Annotated in this window: 21 protein-coding genes; 6 read left to right on the forward strand and 15 right to left on the reverse strand. The window is 64.4% G+C overall.

The window, feature by feature from the left end; genetic code table 11:
• Window positions 1-6: 6 nt before the first annotated feature.
• Complete coding sequence (locus IVB42_RS18735) at window positions 7-777, reverse strand: ABC transporter ATP-binding protein (RefSeq protein ID WP_247470791.1); 771 nt, start codon at window positions 775-777, stop codon at window positions 7-9.
• Between the two features lie 2 nt (window positions 778-779).
• Window positions 780-1,913, reverse strand: coding sequence for an ABC transporter permease (locus IVB42_RS18740; protein ID WP_247470794.1), 1,134 nt, complete (start codon window positions 1,911-1,913; stop codon window positions 780-782).
• 143 nt (window positions 1,914-2,056) lie between these two features.
• On the opposite strand from IVB42_RS18740, the gene dgcA reads away from it, so the two are divergent.
• Complete coding sequence (gene dgcA / locus IVB42_RS18745) at window positions 2,057-3,058, forward strand: N-acetyl-D-Glu racemase DgcA (RefSeq protein WP_247470797.1); 1,002 nt, start codon at window positions 2,057-2,059, stop codon at window positions 3,056-3,058.
• Here the strand turns inward: dgcA and IVB42_RS18750 are convergent.
• Window positions 3,028-4,224, reverse strand: coding sequence for a major facilitator superfamily domain-containing protein 6 (locus IVB42_RS18750; protein ID WP_247470800.1), 1,197 nt, complete (start codon window positions 4,222-4,224; stop codon window positions 3,028-3,030). The genes dgcA and IVB42_RS18750 overlap by 31 nt on opposite strands.
• A 75-nt stretch (window positions 4,225-4,299) precedes the next feature.
• Between IVB42_RS18750 and IVB42_RS18755 the strand changes: the two genes are divergently transcribed.
• Entirely contained in the window at window positions 4,300-5,697 is a 1,398-nt protein-coding gene (locus tag IVB42_RS18755; RefSeq protein ID WP_247470803.1) for a hypothetical protein, read from the forward strand.
• Between the two features lie 221 nt (window positions 5,698-5,918).
• Here IVB42_RS18755 and IVB42_RS18760 read toward each other — a convergent pair whose 3' ends face one another.
• Window positions 5,919-6,278, reverse strand: coding sequence for a hypothetical protein (locus IVB42_RS18760; RefSeq protein ID WP_039800124.1), 360 nt, complete (start codon window positions 6,276-6,278; stop codon window positions 5,919-5,921).
• Window positions 6,279-6,401: 123 nt separating this feature from the next.
• Here IVB42_RS18760 and IVB42_RS18765 point away from each other — a divergent pair, with 123 nt between their 5' ends.
• Complete coding sequence (locus tag IVB42_RS18765) at window positions 6,402-6,719, forward strand: antibiotic biosynthesis monooxygenase (RefSeq protein WP_018457526.1); 318 nt, start codon at window positions 6,402-6,404, stop codon at window positions 6,717-6,719.
• A gap of 30 nt (window positions 6,720-6,749) precedes the next feature.
• Here the strand turns inward: IVB42_RS18765 and IVB42_RS18770 are convergent, their stop codons facing one another.
• Window positions 6,750-7,193, reverse strand: coding sequence for an RbsD/FucU domain-containing protein (locus IVB42_RS18770; RefSeq protein ID WP_018457525.1), 444 nt, complete (start codon window positions 7,191-7,193; stop codon window positions 6,750-6,752).
• A 164-nt stretch (window positions 7,194-7,357) separates the two neighbouring features.
• Here IVB42_RS18770 and IVB42_RS18775 point away from each other — a divergent pair, with 164 nt between their 5' ends.
• Window positions 7,358-9,160: a caspase family protein gene (locus IVB42_RS18775; RefSeq protein ID WP_247470806.1), complete on the forward strand. Its 1,803-nt coding sequence runs from the start codon at window positions 7,358-7,360 to the stop codon at window positions 9,158-9,160.
• 72 nt (window positions 9,161-9,232) lie between these two features.
• Here IVB42_RS18775 and IVB42_RS18780 read toward each other — a convergent pair whose 3' ends face one another.
• The 4 genes from IVB42_RS18780 to thiD all read right to left on the reverse strand — a co-directional run bounded on the left by IVB42_RS18780 (window position 9,233) and on the right by thiD (window position 13,156).
• Window positions 9,233-10,216: a threonine/serine dehydratase gene (locus IVB42_RS18780; protein WP_085348824.1), complete on the reverse strand. Its 984-nt coding sequence runs from the start codon at window positions 10,214-10,216 to the stop codon at window positions 9,233-9,235.
• A 63-nt stretch (window positions 10,217-10,279) separates the two neighbouring features.
• A complete protein-coding gene (locus tag IVB42_RS18785) occupies window positions 10,280-11,323 on the reverse strand; it encodes a glycosyltransferase family 1 protein (protein ID WP_247470809.1) in 1,044 nt (347 codons plus the stop codon).
• A 13-nt stretch (window positions 11,324-11,336) separates the two neighbouring features.
• A complete protein-coding gene (locus tag IVB42_RS18790; protein WP_085383974.1) occupies window positions 11,337-12,149 on the reverse strand; it encodes a UDP-2,3-diacylglucosamine diphosphatase in 813 nt (270 codons plus the stop codon).
• A 206-nt stretch (window positions 12,150-12,355) separates the two neighbouring features.
• Window positions 12,356-13,156 (reverse strand): bifunctional hydroxymethylpyrimidine kinase/phosphomethylpyrimidine kinase, encoded by an 801-nt coding sequence (thiD, locus tag IVB42_RS18795; protein ID WP_247470813.1) that lies wholly within the window; start codon window positions 13,154-13,156, stop codon window positions 12,356-12,358.
• Between the two features lie 129 nt (window positions 13,157-13,285).
• On the opposite strand from thiD, the gene IVB42_RS18800 reads away from it, so the two are divergent.
• The gene (locus tag IVB42_RS18800; RefSeq protein WP_007602021.1) at window positions 13,286-13,531 is read left to right on the forward strand and encodes an Lrp/AsnC family transcriptional regulator; all 246 of its coding nucleotides are present in this window, start codon (window positions 13,286-13,288) and stop codon (window positions 13,529-13,531) included.
• Between the two features lie 24 nt (window positions 13,532-13,555).
• Here IVB42_RS18800 and IVB42_RS18805 read toward each other — a convergent pair whose 3' ends face one another.
• Complete coding sequence (locus tag IVB42_RS18805; RefSeq protein ID WP_247470816.1) at window positions 13,556-14,485, reverse strand: cytochrome c; 930 nt, start codon at window positions 14,483-14,485, stop codon at window positions 13,556-13,558.
• 155 nt (window positions 14,486-14,640) lie between these two features.
• Between IVB42_RS18805 and IVB42_RS18810 the strand changes: the two genes are divergently transcribed.
• Complete coding sequence (locus IVB42_RS18810) at window positions 14,641-15,057, forward strand: CHRD domain-containing protein (protein WP_007602019.1); 417 nt, start codon at window positions 14,641-14,643, stop codon at window positions 15,055-15,057.
• Window positions 15,058-15,134: 77 nt separating this feature from the next.
• On the opposite strand, the gene IVB42_RS18815 is transcribed toward IVB42_RS18810, so the two are convergent.
• The 5 genes from IVB42_RS18815 to IVB42_RS18835 form a co-directional block, all read right to left on the reverse strand.
• The gene (locus IVB42_RS18815) at window positions 15,135-16,430 is read right to left on the reverse strand and encodes a cystathionine gamma-synthase family protein (protein ID WP_247470819.1); all 1,296 of its coding nucleotides are present in this window, start codon (window positions 16,428-16,430) and stop codon (window positions 15,135-15,137) included.
• A 250-nt stretch (window positions 16,431-16,680) separates the two neighbouring features.
• Entirely contained in the window at window positions 16,681-17,130 is a 450-nt protein-coding gene (locus IVB42_RS18820; protein ID WP_247409817.1) for a cytochrome c, read from the reverse strand.
• 91 nt (window positions 17,131-17,221) lie between these two features.
• Entirely contained in the window at window positions 17,222-19,531 is a 2,310-nt protein-coding gene (locus IVB42_RS18825; protein WP_247470822.1) for a xanthine dehydrogenase family protein molybdopterin-binding subunit, read from the reverse strand.
• A 278-nt stretch (window positions 19,532-19,809) separates the two neighbouring features.
• Window positions 19,810-20,088 carry a DUF1127 domain-containing protein gene (locus tag IVB42_RS18830; protein WP_247297128.1) on the reverse strand — a complete coding sequence of 93 codons (279 nt, stop codon included), beginning with the start codon at window positions 20,086-20,088 and terminating at the stop codon, window positions 19,810-19,812.
• A 285-nt stretch (window positions 20,089-20,373) separates the two neighbouring features.
• Window positions 20,374-20,790 (reverse strand): SRPBCC family protein, encoded by a 417-nt coding sequence (locus IVB42_RS18835; RefSeq protein ID WP_247470825.1) that lies wholly within the window; start codon window positions 20,788-20,790, stop codon window positions 20,374-20,376.
• Window positions 20,791-20,945: the final 155 nt, after the last annotated feature.

Raw genomic sequence — 20,945 nt, forward strand, 5'->3', positions numbered from 1 at the left:
GGCACCTCAGCCCATCACCGCGCGAGCGCGCTTGCCATGGAAATATTGCCTCAGCCAGGGATGCTGCGAGGCCTGCATGTCGGCGATCGACCCTGCCGCAATGATCTTACCGTTGCCTAAAACGGCGATGCGGTCACATGCTGTGTAAAGGCTATCGAGGTCGTGGGTTACCATGAAAACGGTCAGCCCCAAAGTACGCTGCAGCGTCCTGACCAGCTCGTCGAAGTCGCCGGCGCCGATCGGGTCCAGGCCCGAGGTCGGCTCGTCCAGGAAGACGAGATCCGGATCGAGCGACAGCGCGCGCGCCAGCGCCACGCGCTTGATCATGCCGCCCGAAAGTTCCGAGGGAAAGCGATCGGCGACTTCGGGCTTGAGACCCACCATGGTGAGCTTGGCGATGGTGATCTCGTCCATCAGCCGTTGCGACACCCGCAGATATTCGCGCATCGGAAACTGGATGTTCTGCCGCACCGTGAGCGAGGAGAACAGCGCGCCCTGCTGGAACAGCACGCCCCAGCGCCGCTCCACGGCGCGCCGCTGCGAGGTATTGGAGGCATCCAGGTCGACACCGAACACCTCGATGCTCCCTGCGAGCTTCGGCACGAGGCCGATGATCGTGCGTGTCAGCACGGACTTGCCCGCGCCGGAAGGGCCGACGAAGCCCAAAATCTCGCCGCGCTTGACGTCGAGGTCGAGCCCGTCGAGCACGCGCGTCGCGCCGAACTGCACGGTGATGTCGCGGACGCGGATGATGGGGTTCTGGATCTCGCCTGCCATCCTCACATCCCGATCGAGGCGAAGAAGATGGCGAACACGCCGTCCATGACGATGACGAAGAAAATGCCCTTCACCACCGACGCGGTCGTGTGCTGGCCGAGCGATTCCGCACTGCCCTGCACGGCGAGGCCCTCGACGCAGGCAACGATGCCGATCACCGCAGCCATCACCGGCGCCTTGACGATGCCGACGATGAAATGGTCGATCGAGATGGCGTCGCGCAGGCGCAGCAGGAAGGCTTCGGGATCGACGCCGCCGTAGAGCCAGGCGACAAGACCACCGCCATAGAGTGCGGCCATCGCGCCGAGGAAGGCCAGGATCGGCAGCGCCAGCACCAGCGCCAGCATGCGCGGCAGCACCAGCACCTCGATCGGATCGAAGCCCATGGTGCGCAGCGCGTCGATCTCCTCGCGCATCTTCATCGAGCCGAGCTCGGCCGTATAGGCGCTGCCCGAGCGGCCGGCGACCATGATCGCGACCAGCAGCACGCCGATTTCGCGCAACACCAGCACGCCGAGCATGTCGACGACGAAGATGTCGGCGCCGAACCTGCGGAAATGGAAGATGCCCTGCTGGGCGATGATGCAGCCGATCAGGAAGGTGATCAGCACCACGATCGGCACCGCGCGCCAGCAGACCTGCTCGAGATGATGCACGGTCGAGGTCAGGCGGAAGGAGCGCGGGTGAATCAGGGTGCGCGCGCCTGCCGCGAGCACTGCGCCGAGCATGTCGATCAGGCCTGCCACGGTGCCGGCAACCCCGGCCACGGTCTGGCCGATCTGCTCCAGCATGCCGGTGATGGTGATCGTGCTGTTGTCGATGACGGGCGTCGCCCTGACCCGCCGCACCTCGTCCACGAGGCTCGAATAATTGGCGGAGAGGCCGGCGATCTGCGCCTCAACGGCGCCCTGCGTCAGGCTGCGGCGCAGCCGCTCGATCAGCCAGGCGCCGAAGGTGTCTAGCTTGGCGACCTCGGACACGTCGATGAAGATGCTTTGTGGGCCGCCGGCGAGCTTCTCGGCGTCAGCCACCATCCGCTCCAGAACCGGCGCGAAGCTCGCCGTCCAGGTTCCGGTGGCGCAGAGTGCCAGCGCATTGCCCTTCGCAATCCGTTCCAGCTTCGGATCGCCGCTCAAGATGACCGCTCCCGTGCCGAGGCGCGAGAAACGGATGAAATCAGATGGTTGCGCACGCGCCCTTACCCGGAGAAGGTATCCCCAACTGGTTAACCTTAGTTGCTAGAGGTAACCAGCAGGTTCAGATTTCGCCAGAGTTCAAAATGACTTCCAGCAAAGTTCCTGCCCTCGGCGCGCGAATCGAGCGCTTTCCCATCGCCGGCAGTTTCACCATCAGCCGTGGCGCCAAGACCGAGGCCGTTACCGTCGTGGCCGAGGTCCGCCGGAAGGGCCTGACGGGCCGCGGCGAATGCGTGCCCTATCCCCGCTATGGCGAGACGCCGGAGGCGACCCTTGCCGCCATCCAGGCCATGCAGGCGGCCGTGGCCCGCGGCCTCACCCGCCAGGCCCTGCAAGCCGCCATGCCGCCCGGGGCGGCCCGCAATGCCCTGGATTGTGCCCTGATCGATCTGGAAGCCAAAGCGGCGGGCCTGCGGGCCTGGAGCCTGCTCGACCGCCCGGTGCCGGGCGAGCGCACCACGGCCTACACCATTTCGCTGGACACGCCCGAGGCCATGGCAGCGGCGACCGCCAAAGCGGCGCACCGGCCGCTGCTCAAGATCAAGCTCGGCGGCGACGGCGACGGCGACGGGGAGCGGATCGCCGCGGTGCGCAACGCCGCGCCCGAATCCGAGCTGATCGTGGATGCCAACGAGGCCTGGACCGAAGCCAATCTGGAGCAGAATCTTGCGGCCTGCGAGGCCGTCGGCGTCACCCTGGTCGAGCAGCCGCTGCCCGCAGGCCAAGACGACGCGCTGGCGCGGATCAAGCGGCCGCTGGTGGTTTGCGCCGACGAGAGCGTGCACGACCGCACTTCGCTGGCGCCGCTCCGCGAGCGCTACGATGCCGTGAACATCAAGCTCGACAAGACCGGCGGCCTCACCGAGGCACTGGCGATGGCCGATGCCGCGCAGGCGCTCGGCTTCGAGATCATGATCGGCTGCATGGTCGCGACCTCGCTGTCGATGGCGCCTGCGATGCTGGTGACGCCGCAGGCGCGCTTCGTCGATCTCGACGGCCCGCTGCTGCTGACGCGCGACCGCGATCATGGCCTGCGTTATGATGACAGCCTGGTCTACCCGCCGGACGCGTCGCTCTGGGGATGAGCTTTCAGCCGGTGGCGCGCCGACCAGATCACAAGCGCACCCACACCGGCCATCGCGGCCATGACGTAATACAGGCCGTCGCCGATGCGGGCGTAGATCGCGCCCGACGCGATCGAGGTGGTCGCACCCAGCAGCCCGTTGCACGCGGCGTAATAGCCCTGCCCCCGCGCGATCTGATGCGACGGCACGCGCTGCACCAGCAGACTCATCGTGCCGAGAATGGTCATCCCGAAGGTGAGGCCGTGGCCGAGCTGCACGACCGCCAGCAGCGCGAGCGGCGGGTCGTACGCGGTGACGACCCAGCGCACGACCGCGCTCGCGCCCCCGATCGCCATGAGCGAGGACGGGTGCAGCGAGAAGCGCGGCGACAGCGCGAACACGACGATCTCGGCGATCACCCCTAACGTCCAGAGGCCCGCGATCGTCAGCCCGCCGAGACCGTGGGCCTGCCAGTTGATGGCCGAGAACGTATAATACGCGACGTGACTGCCCTGGATCAGCGCGGCCGAAACGATGATGGCCCAGAAGCCGGCATCGCGCAGCAGCGCCTTGCTGGCGGGCACCGCCGTCGTCCTTCGCCTGACATCGTCGAGCGGCTGCAGCAGCATGCCGGCGGCGACCGCAACCACGGCCCAGGCGACGATGACCCAGATTAGATCGCGCGCCGCGATATGGTCCACGAGATAGCCGCAGGCGAGCGAGCCGGCCGCGAAGGCTGCCGAACCCCACAGCCGCACCGGCCCGTAATCGAGCCCGTAGCGGGCGACGCCACGCAGCGCATAGGCGTCGGTCAGCGGCATGGTCGGCGTCCACATCATGCAGGTCAGCGCATAGATCAGGAACAGTGCCAGCGGCTGCTGCTGCAAGCCGACCGCCGTGAACCCGATCGCGGTCGCCAGCACCGACACCATCATGCCGGCGCGAATCGCATGTCTCTTTTCGGCAAAGGCGGTGATCTGCGGCAGCGTGGTGAAGCGCGTGATCGCCGGCAGCGCGTTGATGAGGCCGATCCAGGCCGCGTCGATGCCGATCGCCTTCAGCCAGAGCGGAAAGAACGGCAGATGCGTTCCCGACACCGCGAACACGGCCGAGTAGAACAGCGCGAGGCTCACGGCGAATCGCCGCTTCTGAGCTGCTGCGATGGGGATTTGTGATTCGCCTGCCATTAAACCAATTGCGATTCGGTCGATATCGTGATGATCGTTACTGTAACGCGCACTGATTTGCGCGACGAGATTGACATGGCCAACGAAGCATTCGCCCTCTCGCCTATGTCTGCCCGTGCGGCCGAGCCGAACGAGCAGGATTACGACGCGATCCGCGAAGCCTTCATGGAGACCGCGCGCGGCCGCTGGTTCCTCGGCGAATACGCCAAGCGCAACCGCAATGCCGATACCCGCATGGTGCTCGACGCGGTCGCGAAAATCGAAGAAGCCCTTGCGGCACAGCGCCAACCCGTCGTCGAGGACCGCCTCCCCGAGGCGCTGGTCGCGATCCGGCACGCGATCCGCGAAGCCGAGACGATTGCGATCGCGGCGTTCGATCCCGCGGCGATCGAGGCGAGCCTCGCGCCGATTCCGCGCGGCCTGCGCATCATCAAGGAGATCTCCTGGCGCTGGCGCGAGATCGGCGCCGACGGGCGAATCTGCGACCTGATTGATTCGCAGCTCGCGTCGATCGAGGCGGCCTGCGCGCAGGTTGCCACCATCGACCCTCGCGCCGACCTCAAGGCCGCATTCGATCTGCTCAAGGACCGGATCGACCAGACCGACGCTGACGCAATGCCGCAGGCCGCGCGCCCCTCGCCGGCTCCGGTGCAGGAGGCACCCTCGCCCGTTGCGGAAGCTCCGCTGCCGGAGGCCGCGCCTGCGGCGATGGCCAGCGAAGCACCCGTGGCTCTTACGGAGGCGCCGCAGGGCATCGCAGAGGCGATCGAGCCCGAAGCCGCCATGGAAGCGGCCGGAATCGTCGCCGAGGGCTTCTCCGTTGCCGAGCAGGCGACGGACGTCGCGCTCGAGCCGGAGACCGTCGCCGAGAGCCGGATCGCGCCTGAAGACACCGCTTTTGAAGAGCCAGCCACTGAGGCCTTCGCGGAGGTGACGGACGAATTTTCGCTCGATGCCGCCGCCGAAGCCGAGGACGAAGCCATCCTCGAGGCCATCGCGCTGGAGATGGCCGCGCCAGACCCGGAATTCGACGAGATCATCGAACCGGTCGAGATGGAAGCCACGGTTCCGGAGCCGGTGGTTGCGGAGGCCGCAGCGCCCATCGCAGCCGAGATACCGGAGCCGATCGCACCCGAGCCGTTCGCACCAGAGCCAGTCGCCGCTGCAGCGATGGTGGAGGAGCCCGTAGAGGAAGCGCCGATCGCGATGGAATCGCTGGCGCGCCTCACCAACGCCATTGCGGAAGCCGCCGCCGAAGTGATGGAGCAGCCAGCGCCCGTCATGGCAGCATCCGCGACATTCGGCGCGGCGCAGGCCACGACGCTCCCGATGACGTCGCCGGTTCCGGAAGCCTCACTTGGCGCCACCATCCTCGCCAGCGGCATCCTGCAAAAGCCCCGCGCCGCCGCCAACGATCCCATGGCGCCCATCCGCCGCATGACCCAGGCCGAGAAGATCGCGTTCTTCTCGTAAGGGGATGCGGCCTGCTCCGTCTCGTGTCCCGGACAAGCGAAGCACAGATCCGGGACCCACGAGCCACAGCTTCCGTCGCCACATGGCCCCGGCTCTGCAGCGCACCGTCGAAGAGACGCCACGCTGCGTCCGCGGCACGAGAGCGGAATGAGGAAACACTCTCTCCTCAACGTCATTGCGAGCGCAGCGCGCTCCGCTCGCAATGACGGATGCTCAGCCGATCACCCGCAATTCCACACCGCACCGATCGGCGTCCGCGTCCAGCACGGCCCAAAACTGCCGCCATTGTAGCGGCCGCCGCCGAAGCCGGGCCGGCCGAAATAGCGCCACTCACCATCCCAGCCGTAATATTGCGGAACCGGATCGATATACCAATGGCGCCGGTCGCTAGGCGACATCCGCCGCATCGCTTCCTTCTGCTTGTAGAGGGGAATGCTGTTGCTCAGCGGCTGGCGATAGCCCGGCAGGAAGCCGTAGCCATGCCAAGCTTGCTTGGGACGCTTTTGGATTGAAGCAGCCGGCGCGACAGCCGGCAGCAGCGATAGGACGATAGCGACAGATAGACATAAAAAGCGTGACATGGATGGACGATAGACGGCCGCTTGCGGAATGACCATTCAATTTCGAGTGCCAAGTAACAAAGCCCTCACCAAACCGAATAGCAGATCGAGCGGCAGGAATACTATCAATTAAGGTGTAGAAATATGATTGGTGAAGTGATTGTCATTGGCGATCTACAATTGCGTAACGGCGCCTCTGTCGACGAACACGACCGACTCGGCGCGCGCATGTACGACATCGTCAGCCGTCTTCCCGGCTTTGTATCGGTCAAGTCGTTCAAGGCCGACGACGGCGAGGAGCTCACCGTGTTCCGTTTTGCCTCTGAGGAAGCGCTCGAAGCCTGGCGCACCCATCCCGAACATGTCGAGACGATGAAGCGAGGACATGCCGAATTCTACGCCAGCGGCTTCCTGCAGATCTGCAAGGTGATCCGCGAGGTCGGACCATTCGAGCACGCGTGACGCCGTCCCGCATCGTTCGATCGTGCGCTGCTAGCTGATCACACCCTTCCTGATCAGGAAGCATCCGTAACTGCTGCTGTCGCCGACCTGTACGACGCCAAAGCTCGCCGCCGCCGCGCGATAAAAATCCGGCCGCGAGAGTTTTCCGGGCGTGACGGGCCGGCCGGCGGCACGCTCGATCTCCGCGAGCACCGCGCGCTGCACGTCGGGGACGCGGTCGGGATCGTCGACCGGCATCATCACGCGGACCGGATCGGGATCGAAATCGTCGAGCGGATAGACCGACATGATGGCGCGAATCGCGGTCTCCATGCTCATGCCTGGCAACTGGATCAAGCGCTGCGAATGCGTGCTCTGCGCGATGCGCGCCGAGGGGTGATTGGCATCGACGAAAGCGAGATCGTCGCCATGGCCCATGGAAGCCAGCAGCCAAAGCAGGTCGGGCGTGAGGATCGGATCGATCGATTTCAGCATGTGACGGACTGTCCTCCCATTGGGCGCCCACCTTGGCAGGTTCCAAGCGTGATTCAGATCACGCAGCCTACCATGGTGATGGGGATCACGGACATCAAACTCGAACGCGGCCAAGTTTGCCGGCAACCAATACCGTATCGAGATCAGTGCCAAAGGAGCACGCCATGTTCCGCCTAAAACCTTTCCTGATGACGGCTAGCCTGCTGGGGAGCCTGTTCGGCTTTGCCTGCGGCCCAGTTTCCGCGCAAGTCGCCCCGGTCGAGCCGGCCCCCACCGCGCTGCAAGGCCCGGAACAGCGTGTCGCGCTGGTGATCGGCAATTCGAACTATCAGAACGCGCCGCATCTCGCCAATCCGGACAACGACGCGGAGTCCATGGCGAAGTTCCTGAACTCCGCCGGGTTCGAAGTGGTCGCCGCGACCGACCTGACCCAGAACGACATGCTCCGCGTCGTTCAGGACTTCTCCGCCAAAGTGTCAGCGCGCGGTCCGAACACGGTGGCGATGGTCTACTATGCCGGTCACGGCGTGCAGCTCGCCGGCGAGAACTACCTCGTTCCTGTCGACGCCAAGGTCTCGAGCCAGACCGAACTCGTCAACAACTCCGTCCGCCTGGTCGACGTGATGTCGACGCTGGAGACGATCCCGAGCCGTATGCGCATCGTCATCCTCGATGCCTGCCGCAATAACCCGTTCCCGAACGTGAACGATGCCGGCCGCGGCCTGGCCATCGTCGATGCCCCGAACGGCTCGATCGTCGGCTACTCGACCGCGCCGGGCGCCGAAGCGCAGGACGGCACCGGCGGCCACAGCCCCTACACGCAGGCCTTCCTGAACGTCGCGCGCGAGCCCAACGTGCCAATCGAGCAGCTGTTCAAGCGCGTGCGCCTCGAGGTGAACCAGACCACCAGCGGCGCGCAGATCCCGTGGGAGAGCTCGTCGCTGACGTCTGACTTCACTTTCTTCGGCGACACCGCCGTTGCCGCCAGCCGCACGCCGGTGAATACGCCTGTGGTGCAGATGGCCTCCAATCTGCCGAGCCGCTCGACCCGCCAGGCCTATGACTACGTGGTGTCCGAGGCTCGGCCGGAGTACTATCAGGAATTCATCACGATGTATCCGCACGACCCGCTGTGCGATCACGTCCGCTGGCTGCTCAACAACCTGCTGCTCACGCAGGCCTGGCACAAGGCGGTGCTCGCGAACTCGCCGCTCGGCTACAAGAACTTCTACGACAACTACGGCAACACGCCCTATGCGCAGGTCGCGCTGAAGCTCCAGATGCAGCCGAAGCAGATCCCCTTGATGCAGGCGACCAAGTTCCTGGCGCCGCAGAATATCGCCCCGACCTTCAAGATCGGCAATCTCGGCCAGCCCAAATACATGCCGCAGCAGCAGGGTAATGGCGGCGCGCAAGTGAACGGCAATTTGCCGATCGTGCAGAAGTCGGGCGACAATAACGGCATCGGCAAGCTCGGCAATGGCGGCCAGATCGTCAACCTGCCCGCGGGCAACAACCAGCCCAACCAGCAGAACGGCACGCCGTCGCAGACCCCGGGCAAGATCGTGACCCTGCCTGCGCCGACCAACACCACCAACAACAATGGCGGCATCGGCAAGATCGTGACGCTGCCTGCGACCAAAAAGACGCCGAATGGTACTGCCAACGGCACAACCAGTGGCAATCCTGGCAAGATCGTGAGCATGCCGGTCAATGTCGGCAAGGGCGGCACGACCATCGATACGAAGCCCGTCAACGTTCAGACCCAGAACAACCCGATCCGCATCAACAACGGGGCGAAGATCAGCAACAACCCCGTAAACAAGGTGCAGGTGCAGAACAACAACCACCCGCAGTTCAATGAGACCAACCGGATCGTCAACAACGGCAGCAACAACTTCCGGCAGTCGATGAACCAGAGCCAGGGTGGCAACGGCGGCAACAACCACCGCGGCTTCATGCACTGATCGCGGTCGGCCACACACGACAAAGGGCAGAGCGGAGACGCTCTGCCCTTCTTGATGTCGGAAGACTGATTATCAGGCCACCAGCTCGGCAAACAAATCGGCGTCGACATTGCCGCCGGAGAGCACGATGACGACGTTCTTGCCGGCAACATCAAGTCGTCCCGCAAGCAGCGCGGCCAGGCCCACCGCTCCGCCCGGTTCGACCACAAGCTTCAGCTCGCGATAGGCAAACGCGACGGCCGCGCCGACTTCCTTGTCCGAGGCGGTGACGCCGCGCGCGAGCAGCTTGCTGTTGATCGCAAACGTCATCTCGCCGGGAATCAGGGCCATCAGCGCATCGCAGATGGTGCGGCCGGCGGGTGCGTGCGGCTCGCGATGGCCCGCGGTCAGCGAAAGGCTATGATCGTCGAATGCCTCGGGCTCGGCGACGACGATTTGGGCCAACGGAAAGCGTGCCTTCACGGCCGTCGCGACGCCCGCGATCAGACCGCCGCCGGAGGCCGGCGCTACCACGATGTCAGGAGCGAGACCGAGTGCCGCCATGTCCTCGGCGATCTCGCGGCCGGCCGTGCCTTGACCGGCGATCACGAAGGGATCGTCATAGGGCCTGACCAGCGTCGCGCCGCGCTTCTCGGCGATGCCGCGCGAGATCGCCTCGCGGTCGTCGCGGTCGCGGTCGTACAGCACGACCTCGGCACCGTAGGATTTGGTACGCTCGCGCTTTGACAACGGCGCATCCGCGGGCATCACGATGGTCGCCTGCATGTCGAGGATCTTTGCCGCCGCCGCCACGCCCTGGGCGTGGTTGCCGGAGGAGAACGCAACCACGCCGCCGGCGCGCTTGTCCTGCGGGATCGAGGCGACCTTGTTGAAGGCACCGCGAAACTTGAACGACCCGGTGCGCTGGAGCATCTCCGGCTTGAGATAGACCTTTGCACCGACACGCTCGTTGAGCACGGGAAAGGACAACAGCGGGGTGCGGACGGCGAAAGGTGCGATCACGCGTGCTGCGGCGTCGATATCGGCAGGGCCGATCGGGAGAAGCTGTTCTGTCATGCCTGAATGTTATCGCGCCGGATGAGGCGCGGGCAAGGCATCTCCGCGCGAGGCTTTGGGCTCTCAGGCGACGAATCGCGCCGGCTCTGCCCCGTTTCGGCCGGGCATTACCGCGCCGACGGCCAAAATGCTGTCGATAAAAGCCCGGGCCGAGGCCTCCCAGGTGTAGTTGGCGGCGAATTCCACGCAGTCCTGCCGGGAGATGTCGAGCGCGGCAAAGCAGGCGCTGCGCAGATCGTGATCGAGCGCGCCAACCGGCGCATCGCCGATCACGTCGCGGGGGCCCTTCACCGGGAAAGCCGCGACCGGCAGGCCGCTCGCCAGCGCTTCGAGCAGAACGAGGCCGAACGTGTCGGTCTTGCTCGGAAACACGAAGACATCGGCGGCCGCGTAGATGTCCGCCAGCTCCTCGCCATGCTTTTCGCCGAGGAAGATCGCGTCCGGATAGGCCTCCTCCAGCGCGACACGCGCCGGACCGTCGCCGACGATCACCTTGGTGCCGGGCAGCTCGAGGTCGAGGAACGCCTCGAGATTCTTCTCCACGGCAACGCGGCCGACCGAGAGGAACACCGGCGCCGGCAGGCAGAGATCAATCGGGCGGGGATGGAACAGATGGGTGTCGACGCCGCGGGGCCACAGCACGACATTGTCGAAGCCGCGCTCGGTCAGTTCGCTGGCGAGCGCCGGCGTTGCCGCCATCACGGCGCGGCTGGGGCTATGGAATCGGCACAGCGCCCGCCAGATCAGCGAGCCCGGCACCGGCACGCGGGCGCGGACATATTCGGGAAAGCGGGTGTGGAAGCTGGTCGTGAAGGGCAGCTTGCGCTGCCGGCAATAGCGGCGGACCATCAGGCCGATCGGCCCCTCCGTCGCGATGTGGATGCTGTCCGGGCGCGCCTCTTCGATCAGCTTCGCGATTCTGCCCGGGCGCGGCATGGCCACCCGCACGTCCCGATAGCTCGGCATCGCAAAGGTGCGGAACGATTGTGGCGTCAGGAACGAGAATTCGACGTCGAGACTTTTGGCGGCGTCGGCAAGTTTGGTCAGCGTCCGAACCACACCGTTGACTTGCGGGTGCCAGGCGTCGGTCGCGACCAGGATGCGCATCAGGCTGCCTTTGTCATGCAGCTCTGGCTGCGACCTGCGGGACCTGTGCCGGCTTCTCGGCCTGGTCCGCCCAGGTGATGATCTCGAAATGGCCGTCGTCGTGCTCGACCAGCGCCGTACAGCTCTCGACCCAGTCGCCGCAATTCATGTAGCGGATTCCGCCCTCGTCGCGGATCACCGCGTAATGGATGTGACCGCAGATCACGCCGTCGGCGTCGTGGCGCCGTGCCTCGGCAGCGAGTGCCTGCTCGAATGCGCCGATATAATTGACGGCGTTCTTGACCTTCTGCTTGGCCCATTGCGACAGCGACCAATACGGCACCTTGAACATGCGCCGGAAGAAGTTGACGAAGCGATTGAGCTGAATCGCGAAATCGTAGGCCTTGTCGCCGAGATGGGCGAGCCAGCGTGCGTTCTGCACCACGAGGTCGAAGATGTCACCGTGGATGACGAGATAACGCCTGCCGTCCGCGCCGATGTGGACGGTGTTCTCCACCACGTCGATGCCGCCGAAATGCGTGCCGTAATAGTTGCGCAGGAACTCATCGTGATTGCCGGGGATGTAGATGACCTTGGCGCCCTTGCGCGCCTTGCGCAAAAGCTTCTGGACGAGGTCGTTATGCGATTGGGGCCAATGCCAGCTCGATTTCAGCGCCCAGCCGTCGACGATATCGCCGACGAGATAGATCGTGTCGGCGTCGTGGAAACGCAGGAAATCGAGCAGAAGGTCGGCTTGAGAACCGCGGGCTCCGAGATGAACGTCGGAGATGAACAACGTGCGAAAGCGCCGCTCCGGGCTCTCGTCACTCACATCGTAACTTCCCATGCGCCAGCCTGTAACAATGTCCCGTGACAGGGGGATGACCAATCGAACCTTTGAGGCACCCTCAGATACGAATCGCGCTTGCCTCGCCCACCCCGCGAATATCAGTCGCATGCGACAATCAGGCGACATGGCGTCGCGGCAGCCTCCGCAAGAAGCCGGAGCTGCATGGCGGGACGGACTAGCGGTGGCGCGCTCGCGAGCGGCGTTCAGTAAAATTTGTGGAAATGATGGATCGGGCCGTGGCCGTGGCCGACGCTGAAGCGATCAGCGGCCGCGATCGCCGCGCTGATCCAGGTCTTGGCGTTGCGCACGGCACGCTCGAGATCCTCGCCCCTGGCGAGCCCGGCGGCGACCGCCGAGGACAGCGAACAGCCGGTGCCATGGGTGTTGCGAGTGGCAACGCGCGGCGCGGCGAGCGCGATCGTGGTGCTGGCATCGACGAGATAATCGATACTCTCGGCGCCCTCGCCGTGCCCCCCCTTGATCAGGACCGCCCGGCAGCCGAGCGCCAGCAGCCGGCGCCCCTGGCTTTCGATCTCGGCCTCGCTGGCCGCGACCGGCTCGTCGAGCAGAGCCGCGGCCTCGGGCAGATTGGGTGTGATCACCGAGGCCAGCGGCATCAGCTTGATGCGCAGGGCGTCGACGGCATCGGACGCGAGCAGGCGATCACCCGATGTCGCCACCATCACGGGATCGAGCACGATATGCTGGGGGGCCCAGCGCGACAGCGCGGCCGCGATCGCATCGATGCTGGCGGCTTGCGCGACCATGCCGATCTTGACCGCGCCGACCTCGAGATCGGAAAACACCGCGTCGATCTGCGCGGTGACGAATTCGGCGGGCACGGCGTGAATGCCGGTGACGCCGCGGGTGTTCTGCGCCGTCAGCGCCGTGATGGCGGAAGCGCCAAAAACGCCGAGCGCGGCGAAGGTCTTCAGGTCGGCCTGGATGCCGGCGCCGCCGCTCGAATCGGAGCCGGCAATGGTCAGCGCTACGGGTGTCGTCATGGGGCGATCTTCAGCGTTTTCGAAGCCATGGCCCGTCCTAGCGCGCCTCTCCCAGCCCAGCAAGTTCACTTGCTAAATCCGGCCGGGTTTGGCCTATTAGCCGTCAGATATGCTTTCGGAGTGACCGCGATGGTTCCCTTTTTCGTCCAGATCAAATGCAAGCTCGGCCAATCCTATGTGGTCGCCAATGCGCTTGCCGAAGCCGAGATCGCCTCCGAGATCTATTCCACGGCCGGGCAATACGACCTGCTGGTGAAGTTTTACGTCGACAACGACACCGATATCGGCCACTTCGTCAACGAGAAGGTGCAGGTGCTGCCCGGCATCCAGGACACCCTCACCATCATCACCTTCAAGGCGTTTGGCGCGAGTTGACCGTCCGAAAAAGGGCAGGCCCGATCAGGTGCCGCCCTCCTTGCGCTTGGGACGCGGCGGACCGTCCACCGGCGGCAGCGATTTGAGATAAGCCGCCATCGCCGCGAGATCGTCGTCCGGCAATTGCGAGGTGTTCTTGATCACCCGCGTCATCGCGCCGCCAACGCTGTCGCCGTCGGGCAATTCGCCGGTCTTCAGGAAATAGGCAATATCCTTCGCGCTCCATTCGCCGAGGCCCTTCTGGGTGATGTTGGGCACCCACCCCTCGCCTTCCGGATTGGGGCCGCCGGCGAAGCGTTGTGCGGCGGTGATGCCGCCGAGCGCGTTGCGCGGGCTGTGGCATTCCGCGCAATGGCCAAAACTGTTGACGAGATAGGCGCCGCGATTCCACTGCGGTGACTTCGCGCTGTCGGGGACGAAGGGCTTGTCGTCCAGAAACAAGAATTTCCAAATGCCGACGTTGCGCCGGATGTTGAACGGAAAGCGCACATCGTGGTCGCGCACCTTGCCTGCGACGGCCGGCAGCGTTTTCAGGTACGCAAAGAGATCGAGCACGTCCTCGCGCCTGGCGTGCTGATAGGACGTGTAAGGAAAGGCCGGAAAATAATGCCCTCCGTCCGGCGAGACCCCGTGCATCACCGCATTGACGAATTCGGCATCGTTCCATTTGCCGATGCCGTCGGTCGGATCGGACGAGATGTTCGGCGCATAGAACGTTCCGAACGGCGACTTGATCGCGACGCCGCCGCCGAGCCTGAGACGATCGGGCTGGTCGGGGACGGCATGGCATGAGGCGCAGCCGCCGGCGTTGAACATCACCTGGCCATTGGCAAGATCAGGGACGCGGGCAGGCGCGGTGCCGACGGCCGCCCCCACCGGCGCGCTGAGCCACCAATAGACGCCGGCTGTGGCGAGTGCGGCGAGCAGCGCCACGGAGATTGTTCGTCGCAACATGCGGTCCTTTCGTCGTCGCGGCGAAGCTTATGACCGATGTCCTCGCGGCTCCAGCCACGAAGAATTTAGCCCACCGCAGCATGAAACGGGAATAAACTGCAATGCCGGCTGTTGGAAGTTTGGCAGCCCAAACGGGTTCAGCAGGGAGAAAAATCATGAACAAGATCGTCATCGCCATGTCAGTGCTTGGCGCCGTAGCTTTTGCGGGTTCGGCCAGCGCGGAAAAGCTGAAAGCAACGCTCGACGCCAAGTCCGAGGTCCCCGCAACGACCAGCAGCGGCACCGGAACGGCCGATCTGGATTACGACGCCGCCAGCAAGAAGCTGTCCTGGAAGGTCACCTATTCCGGCCTGTCCGGGCCCGCCACCGCCGCGCATTTCCACGGACCTGCCGAGCCCGGCAAGAACGCCGGCGTTGCGATCCCGATCCCAGGCGCTGCCACCAGCCCGGCCGAGGGCTCGGCGACGCTGACCGACGCGCAGGCCGCCGATCTGCTCGGCGGCAAGCTCTACGTCAACATCCACACCGCGGCCAATCCGGGCGGCGAGATCCGCGGTCAGGTGACGAAGTAAGCTTCGCACAGACCAACAAAAAGGGCGGCTGCCATCGCAGCCGCCCTTTCCGATTCCGCGTAGCGCTGGCGCAGGCGTCACACGTCAGGTTCGGCTGCGTTCAGCGCCTGCGCGAGGTCGGCGATCAAATCCGACGGGTGTTCGATGCCGATCGACAGCCGGATCGTGGAATCGAGCACGCCGATCTTCCGGCGGATGTCGGCGGGAACGCCGGAATGAGTCATGGTGGCAGGCAGGCTCGCAAGCGACTCCGTTCCACCAAGGCTCACCGCCAGCTTGAGGATTTGCAGCGCGTTGAGGAATTTCATGGCGGCGGCCTTGCCGCCGACGATGTCGAACGAGAACGTGGACCCTGCCCCCGAGCATTGCCGTGCAAACACAAGTCCGTCCGGCGACGCCGCGTCGTGATGACCGAGATAGTGCACCTTGGCCACTTTGGGATGATCGCGGAGATAGTCCGCCACGAGGCGCGCATTCGCATCCGCCTTTTCCATGCGCAGGCTCAGCGTCTCGAGCGAGCGGTTGATCATCCAGCAGGAATGCGGATCGAGCTGGGTGCCGATGGCGCCCCGCAGCGCCTTGATGCCTTTCACCACCGCCTTCGCGCCGAGCGCGGCGCCCGCGATCAGATCTGAATGACCGCCGACATATTTCGTGAGCGAGTACAGGGAAATATCGGCGCCGTGCTCGATCGGTCGCTGAAACACCGGTCCGAGCAGCGTATTGTCGCAGGCGATGATCGGAACGTGTCCTTGGGTCTTTCCGATGCTCTCAGCGACACGCCGCATCATCGCGATGTCGACCAGCCCGTTGGTCGGGTTGGCCGGGGTCTCGATCAGGATCATCGAAACCCGGCCCTTGCGCATGGCCTCCTCCGCGGCCTGGCTGACCCCGGCTTCATCGACTCCATCGGCGAAGCCGACGGCGCCGATCGACAGACGCGCAAGCGTATTCGTCAGCAGCGTTTCCGTGCCGCCATAGAGCGGCTGGGAGTGCAGAATGACGTCGCCGGGGCGGACGAACGCCAGGATCGTGGTCGCGATGGCCGCCATGCCGGATGAGAACAGCGCACAGCTCTCGGTGCGCTCATAGATCGCGAGCCTGTCCTCGACGATTTCGCTGTTGGGGTGATTGAAGCGTGAATAGACCAGGCCCGCGCCCATCCCTTCCGGCGGCTCGCGCCGGCCGGAGACGAAATCGAAAAAGTCCTGTCCGTCCTCGGCCGTCTTGAACACGAAGGTCGAGGTCAGGAACACCGGCGGCTTGACGGCGCCTTCCGACAATTGCGGATCGTAGCCATAGGTCAGCATCAGCGTTTCCGGATGCAGCATATGGTTGCCGATGTGCGTCTTCGACGGGAACGGTTTTACCATGGCTTGTCTCGCTGTTGCTGATTGAGGCACTCGCCGTGGGTTGGAACTCCTGATGTCGTGACGCAGTCAGGAGCGAGATGCGTCAGCGTCAAAGCTCACGCCAATGCCGCGGCGGCTGGAGCAAAGATAGCTGCTACGGCAGCGATCCGTCAGGCCTTGCGGATAGAATTTCCCGAAAAGGCGGCTGCTTTCGCAACCGCCCTTTCTCGACTCAACAGTAGCGCGGATGGAGCGAAGCGCAATCCGACCGCTACTTCAACTTGACCCGATAAGTCTCATGGCAGTCGTTGCAGCGCTCGTTGATAGCCGTGTAGGCGGCCTTCAGGCTCGCCACATCGCTGATCTTGCCCTTGACGTCGGCGATCGCCTTCTGCACCGGCGGAATCTTGGAGTCGAAATCGGCCTTGTTCTGCCAGACTTTTGCTGAAGCACCGTAGGTGGCGTTCACCACGTCCTGCTTGGGATTGACCTCGAAGGTCTTTGCGATCTTGGCGACGTCGGCCTCGATGCTGGCAATGGCCTGATCGACGGCCTTCTGATCGTAGGGGATATCGCCCTTCGTCATCTTCTGGATGATGCCATACTGGTTCTTGGCGATCGAGCGCATGAGATTGTCCTGCTGCACGGCAATCTCCTGCTGCGCCATCACGGCGCCCGCACCCAGCGAGAGGATGCCCACAACAATCATCATCCGTTTCATCGGTTTGTTTCTCCGCTCGTAGAGTTTGGGGTGCGCCATCATGGATAGAACCCGGCGACGGGCGTTTATTCCCGCCGTGGGAGATCGCAGCTTAGAGGCTGTGACGGCGATGGTGCTCGTTGATGGCGATCCACACCCGTTCCGGAGTCGCCGGCATGTCGATGTGGTCGATTTTGTATTCGCGCCAGAGCCCGTCGACGATGGCGTTGACGACGGCCGGGCAGGATCCGATCGCGCCGGCCTCGCCCGCCCCCTTCACCCCCAGCGGATTGGTCTTGCAGGGAACGTTGGCGGTCTCGAACACGAAGGCCGGCCCGTCCGCCGCGCGCGGCAGCGCGTAGTCCATGAAGGTCGCGGTGACGAGCTGGCCGTCGCCCGCGCCATAGACCACCTGCTCCATCAGCGCCTGGCCGATGCCCTGCATGGCGCCGCCATGGACCTGGCCGGCCAGCAGCAGCGGATTGAGCGTCATGCCGAAATCGTCGACGATCACGTAGTTGACGATTTTGATGATGCCGGTGGCCGGATCGATCTCGACCTCCGCGACATGGGTGCCGTTGGGATAGGTGCCGTCGGCGCTGGCGAAGGTCGCGCTCGCGTTCAGCTTCGAGGGATCCGCGCCGGGTCGCTTGGCGAGATCGGCGAACGAGATCGAGCGGTCGGTGCCGGCGATGCGCACAATGCCGTCGGTGATCTCGAGGTCGCCGGCGCTGGCTTCCAGCGCCTGGGCCGCGATTTCCTTCAGCTTCTGCCCGAGCTCGCGGGTCGCGCGCTCGACGCTGACACCGCCCGACGGGATCGAAGCCGAGCCGCCGGTGCCGAGGCCCGTGGCGATCATCTCGGTGTCGCCCTGGTGGACGTGCACGCGCTCGGGCGCCACGCCGAACTGCTCGGCAACGATCTGCGCATAGGCCGTCTGGTGGCCCTGCCCGCTCGACTGGGTGCCGATCAGGACCGTGATATCGCCATTGGGGTCCATCCGCACATTGGCGGTCTCCTCGCCCATGGTGCCGCAGACCTCGACATAGCTCGCAAGTCCGATGCCGCGGATCAGGCCGTTCTTCTTGGCCGCCTTGGCACGCTTGCCAAAATCCTTCCACTCGGCGATCTCCATCGCGCGCTTCAGATGCGCGGCAAAGTCGCCGGAATCGTAGACCTTGCCGGTCGCGGTCTTGTAGGGCAGCGCCTTCGGCTGGATGAAATTCTTGCGGCGGACGGCATCCACCGTCATGTCGAGTTTTCGCGCGCAGGCGTCCACGAGACGTTCGACGACGTAAGCAGCCTCGGGCCGCCCGGCGCCGCGATAGGCATCGACCGGCACGCTGTTGGTGAAGATGGTGCGCACCCGGCAGTGGAACGCCTGGATGTCGTAGAGGCCCGGCAGCATGCCGGCGCCGCCATGCGGGATATAGGGCCCGAAGGTTGACAGATACGCGCCCATGTCGCCCATCAGGTCGCAATCCATCGCGAGGAACTTGCCGTCCTCGGCCAGCGCCATCTTCGCGGTGGTGACGTTGTCGCGGCCCTGCGCGTCGCCCATGAAATGCTCTGTGCGGTCGGCCGCCCATTTCACCGCCTTCTTCAGCTTTCGCGCGGCGACTGCCAACAGGGCGTATTCCCGATAGGGAAACAGCTTGGTGCCGAAGCCGCCGCCGACGTCGGGGCAGATCACCCGCATCTTGTCGGTCGGAATGTTGAGCACGTTCTGGCAGAGGATATCGCGCAGGCGATGGCTGCCCTGGCTGCCGACCGTCAGCGTCAGATGGTCGCGCTTGGCGTCGTATTCGCACACCGCCGCGCGCGTCTCCATGAAGTTCGCGACCACGCGCGGATTGACGATCGAGATCTCGGCCACCGCATGCGCTTTTGCAAAGGCAGCTTCGGTCGCTTTCTTGTCACCGATCGAGACGTCGAACAGCACGTTGCCGGGCTTGTCCGGCCAGACCTGCGGCGCGCCCTTCTTCACGGCGTTGACGACGCCGGTCACTGCCGGCAGCGGGCTCCATTTGACCTCGATCGCCTCGATCGCGTCGCGGGCCTGGTCGATGGTCTCGGCGACCACGAAGGCGATGGAATCGCCGACATGGCGCACCTCGTCCTTGGCGAGGATCGGGTAAGGCGGGCCGGTGAAGGGATCTGTCTCGAGATTGAACAGGCAGGGCAGATTGCCGAGATCCTTGACGTCATCGGCGGTCAGGATCAGCGCGACGCCGGGAAGGGTGCGGGCGCGGCTCGCATCGATGGTGTATTTGGCATGCGCATGCGGCGAGCGCAGCATCAGGGCGTGAAGCACGGCCTGCGGCGCATAATCGTCGGTATAGCGGCCCTTGCCGCGGATGAGCGCGTCATCCTCCTTGCGCAACACGCTTTGGCCAACGCCAAACTTGATGGGAGCCGCCATTTTTCTCGTCCCGTTTCTCATGGTTGTTTTGCCGGCATATTGCCGTGGAAAAACTGGCAAGGCAAACGGGTTTAGCCATGCGAAAACCGTCCAGCGCCCTCACCTGTCAGAGCAGGATGGAACGGGAGCGCCGCAACTCGGTCATTTCGCCGTGAGGAACGGTCCGCTTGATGGCATGATAGTTGCCGAACCCGCCCGCAGTGCACGCCTGAGAACGCGCAGCCGTGCTGACGGCTGCTTGCTCGCAAAGCGCATCTCCGCTTCGGATGGCTCATCAGTTACATCCCCCCGCGGCTCCATAGATCTCTGGCGTGATCCCTCAGCCTATCGATAGCCCGTTCCGGCGAGATGTAGTCGATCTCGCCGCGCGTCAGGCCGATATCCATCAGCTCCCGGTCACTCAGGTCCCGCAAGGCGATTTGTGGGCCGTGCCGCCAGCGCCAGTCCTGGAGCGCACGCCAGTATCGCGCGAGCAAGCCTGGGATGCTCCACGTCGAGGCAAGCTCGAGGGGGAGCCTCTCCGTCTCGGATGTCATGATCGTCTGTTGGGGTGGCATCGGACGCTCCTGCTGTTGTGCCGGCAGGGAAGCGTGGCCAAACAAAAGGCCCCGTCCGATGCCGGCGGGGCCTGGTGAAAAGATGTCGTCGTCGAATTTCTAGCGCGCGACTCCTTCCACGGCCCGGCCGAAGCGGGTCATGTGGTTGCGGTTGAGTTTGCGCACTGATTTGATCATGCGACGCGATTACCACAACAATCGCGCAAAATCAAGAGATGTGTTGACGTCGGCTGCATCTTTGGGGCGAGCACCCTGCTCTGGCACTCTTTTCCCCTCTAAACGCCTTCACGACTTCGTCTGCTTCGCTTCCAGGTATCGTGCGAAGTTGTCGAGGATTGCCTGCCAACCGCCTTGCTGCTGCTCGACCGAATGCGTCGATTCGCCATCGAAGACCACGCGCACCAGAATGCCCTTCGGGCCGGGCACAAACTCGACTTCGGCTTTTCGCTCGCCGAACGCGTATTCGATACGCTTGTGCTCGACGATTTTCGTGTAGGTACCGGCGAAGTCAAAGCCCATGCTGCCGTCCTTGGCCTCCATGCGCGATGAGAAGACACCGCCTTCTCGCAGGTCGACGGTCGCCTTGGTCGTATGCCAGTCGTCGGACGCTGCGTTCCACTTCATGATGTCGGCAGGCGTCGTATAAGCGCGCCAGACCTGATCGATGGGGGCTGCTACGTTGGTTTCGACGGTGATCCTCATAAACAGTGCTCCTGGTTCGAATTTTGCCGGCTCGAGGTGACGGCATCACGTCACGTGTGCAGGGTCCATCCGCCGCACTTCCGAGATGTGTCCATCCAAGGACGATCGAGACTGGCCCGTGCCGACAAGGTCGAGCCGTCAATGCGTTGAAAACA

This window comes from Bradyrhizobium sp. 45 (assembly GCF_023073155.1).
Classification (GTDB): Bacteria; Pseudomonadota; Alphaproteobacteria; order Rhizobiales; family Xanthobacteraceae; genus Bradyrhizobium; species Bradyrhizobium canariense_D.

Excerpts from the sequence above, each read along its gene's own strand:
- IVB42_RS18760 (WP_039800124.1), bottom strand. The coding sequence starts at position 6,278 with ATGTCACGCTTTTTATGTCTATCTGTCGCTATCGTCCTATCGCTGCTG.
- IVB42_RS18770 (WP_018457525.1), bottom strand. The coding sequence starts at position 7,193 with ATGCTGAAATCGATCGATCCGATCCTCACGCCCGACCTGCTTTGGCTG.
- IVB42_RS18835 (WP_247470825.1), bottom strand. The coding sequence starts at position 20,790 with ATGAGGATCACCGTCGAAACCAACGTAGCAGCCCCCATCGATCAGGTC.
- IVB42_RS18820 (WP_247409817.1), bottom strand. The coding sequence starts at position 17,130 with ATGAAACGGATGATGATTGTTGTGGGCATCCTCTCGCTGGGTGCGGGC.
- thiD (WP_247470813.1), bottom strand. The coding sequence starts at position 13,156 with ATGACGACACCCGTAGCGCTGACCATTGCCGGCTCCGATTCGAGCGGC.
- IVB42_RS18825 (WP_247470822.1), bottom strand. The coding sequence starts at position 19,531 with ATGGCGGCTCCCATCAAGTTTGGCGTTGGCCAAAGCGTGTTGCGCAAG.
- IVB42_RS18785 (WP_247470809.1), bottom strand. The coding sequence starts at position 11,323 with ATGCGCATCCTGGTCGCGACCGACGCCTGGCACCCGCAAGTCAACGGT.
- IVB42_RS18775 (WP_247470806.1), top strand. The coding sequence starts at position 7,358 with ATGTTCCGCCTAAAACCTTTCCTGATGACGGCTAGCCTGCTGGGGAGC.
- IVB42_RS18790 (WP_085383974.1), bottom strand. The coding sequence starts at position 12,149 with ATGGGAAGTTACGATGTGAGTGACGAGAGCCCGGAGCGGCGCTTTCGC.
- IVB42_RS18765 (WP_018457526.1), top strand. The coding sequence starts at position 6,402 with ATGATTGGTGAAGTGATTGTCATTGGCGATCTACAATTGCGTAACGGC.
- IVB42_RS18805 (WP_247470816.1), bottom strand. The coding sequence starts at position 14,485 with ATGTTGCGACGAACAATCTCCGTGGCGCTGCTCGCCGCACTCGCCACA.
- IVB42_RS18780 (WP_085348824.1), bottom strand. The coding sequence starts at position 10,216 with ATGACAGAACAGCTTCTCCCGATCGGCCCTGCCGATATCGACGCCGCA.
- IVB42_RS18750 (WP_247470800.1), bottom strand. The coding sequence starts at position 4,224 with ATGGCAGGCGAATCACAAATCCCCATCGCAGCAGCTCAGAAGCGGCGA.
- IVB42_RS18755 (WP_247470803.1), top strand. The coding sequence starts at position 4,300 with ATGGCCAACGAAGCATTCGCCCTCTCGCCTATGTCTGCCCGTGCGGCC.
- IVB42_RS18800 (WP_007602021.1), top strand. The coding sequence starts at position 13,286 with ATGGTTCCCTTTTTCGTCCAGATCAAATGCAAGCTCGGCCAATCCTAT.
- IVB42_RS18810 (WP_007602019.1), top strand. The coding sequence starts at position 14,641 with ATGAACAAGATCGTCATCGCCATGTCAGTGCTTGGCGCCGTAGCTTTT.
- IVB42_RS18735 (WP_247470791.1), bottom strand. The coding sequence starts at position 777 with ATGGCAGGCGAGATCCAGAACCCCATCATCCGCGTCCGCGACATCACC.
- dgcA (WP_247470797.1), top strand. The coding sequence starts at position 2,057 with ATGACTTCCAGCAAAGTTCCTGCCCTCGGCGCGCGAATCGAGCGCTTT.
- IVB42_RS18815 (WP_247470819.1), bottom strand. The coding sequence starts at position 16,430 with ATGGTAAAACCGTTCCCGTCGAAGACGCACATCGGCAACCATATGCTG.
- IVB42_RS18830 (WP_247297128.1), bottom strand. The coding sequence starts at position 20,088 with ATGCCACCCCAACAGACGATCATGACATCCGAGACGGAGAGGCTCCCC.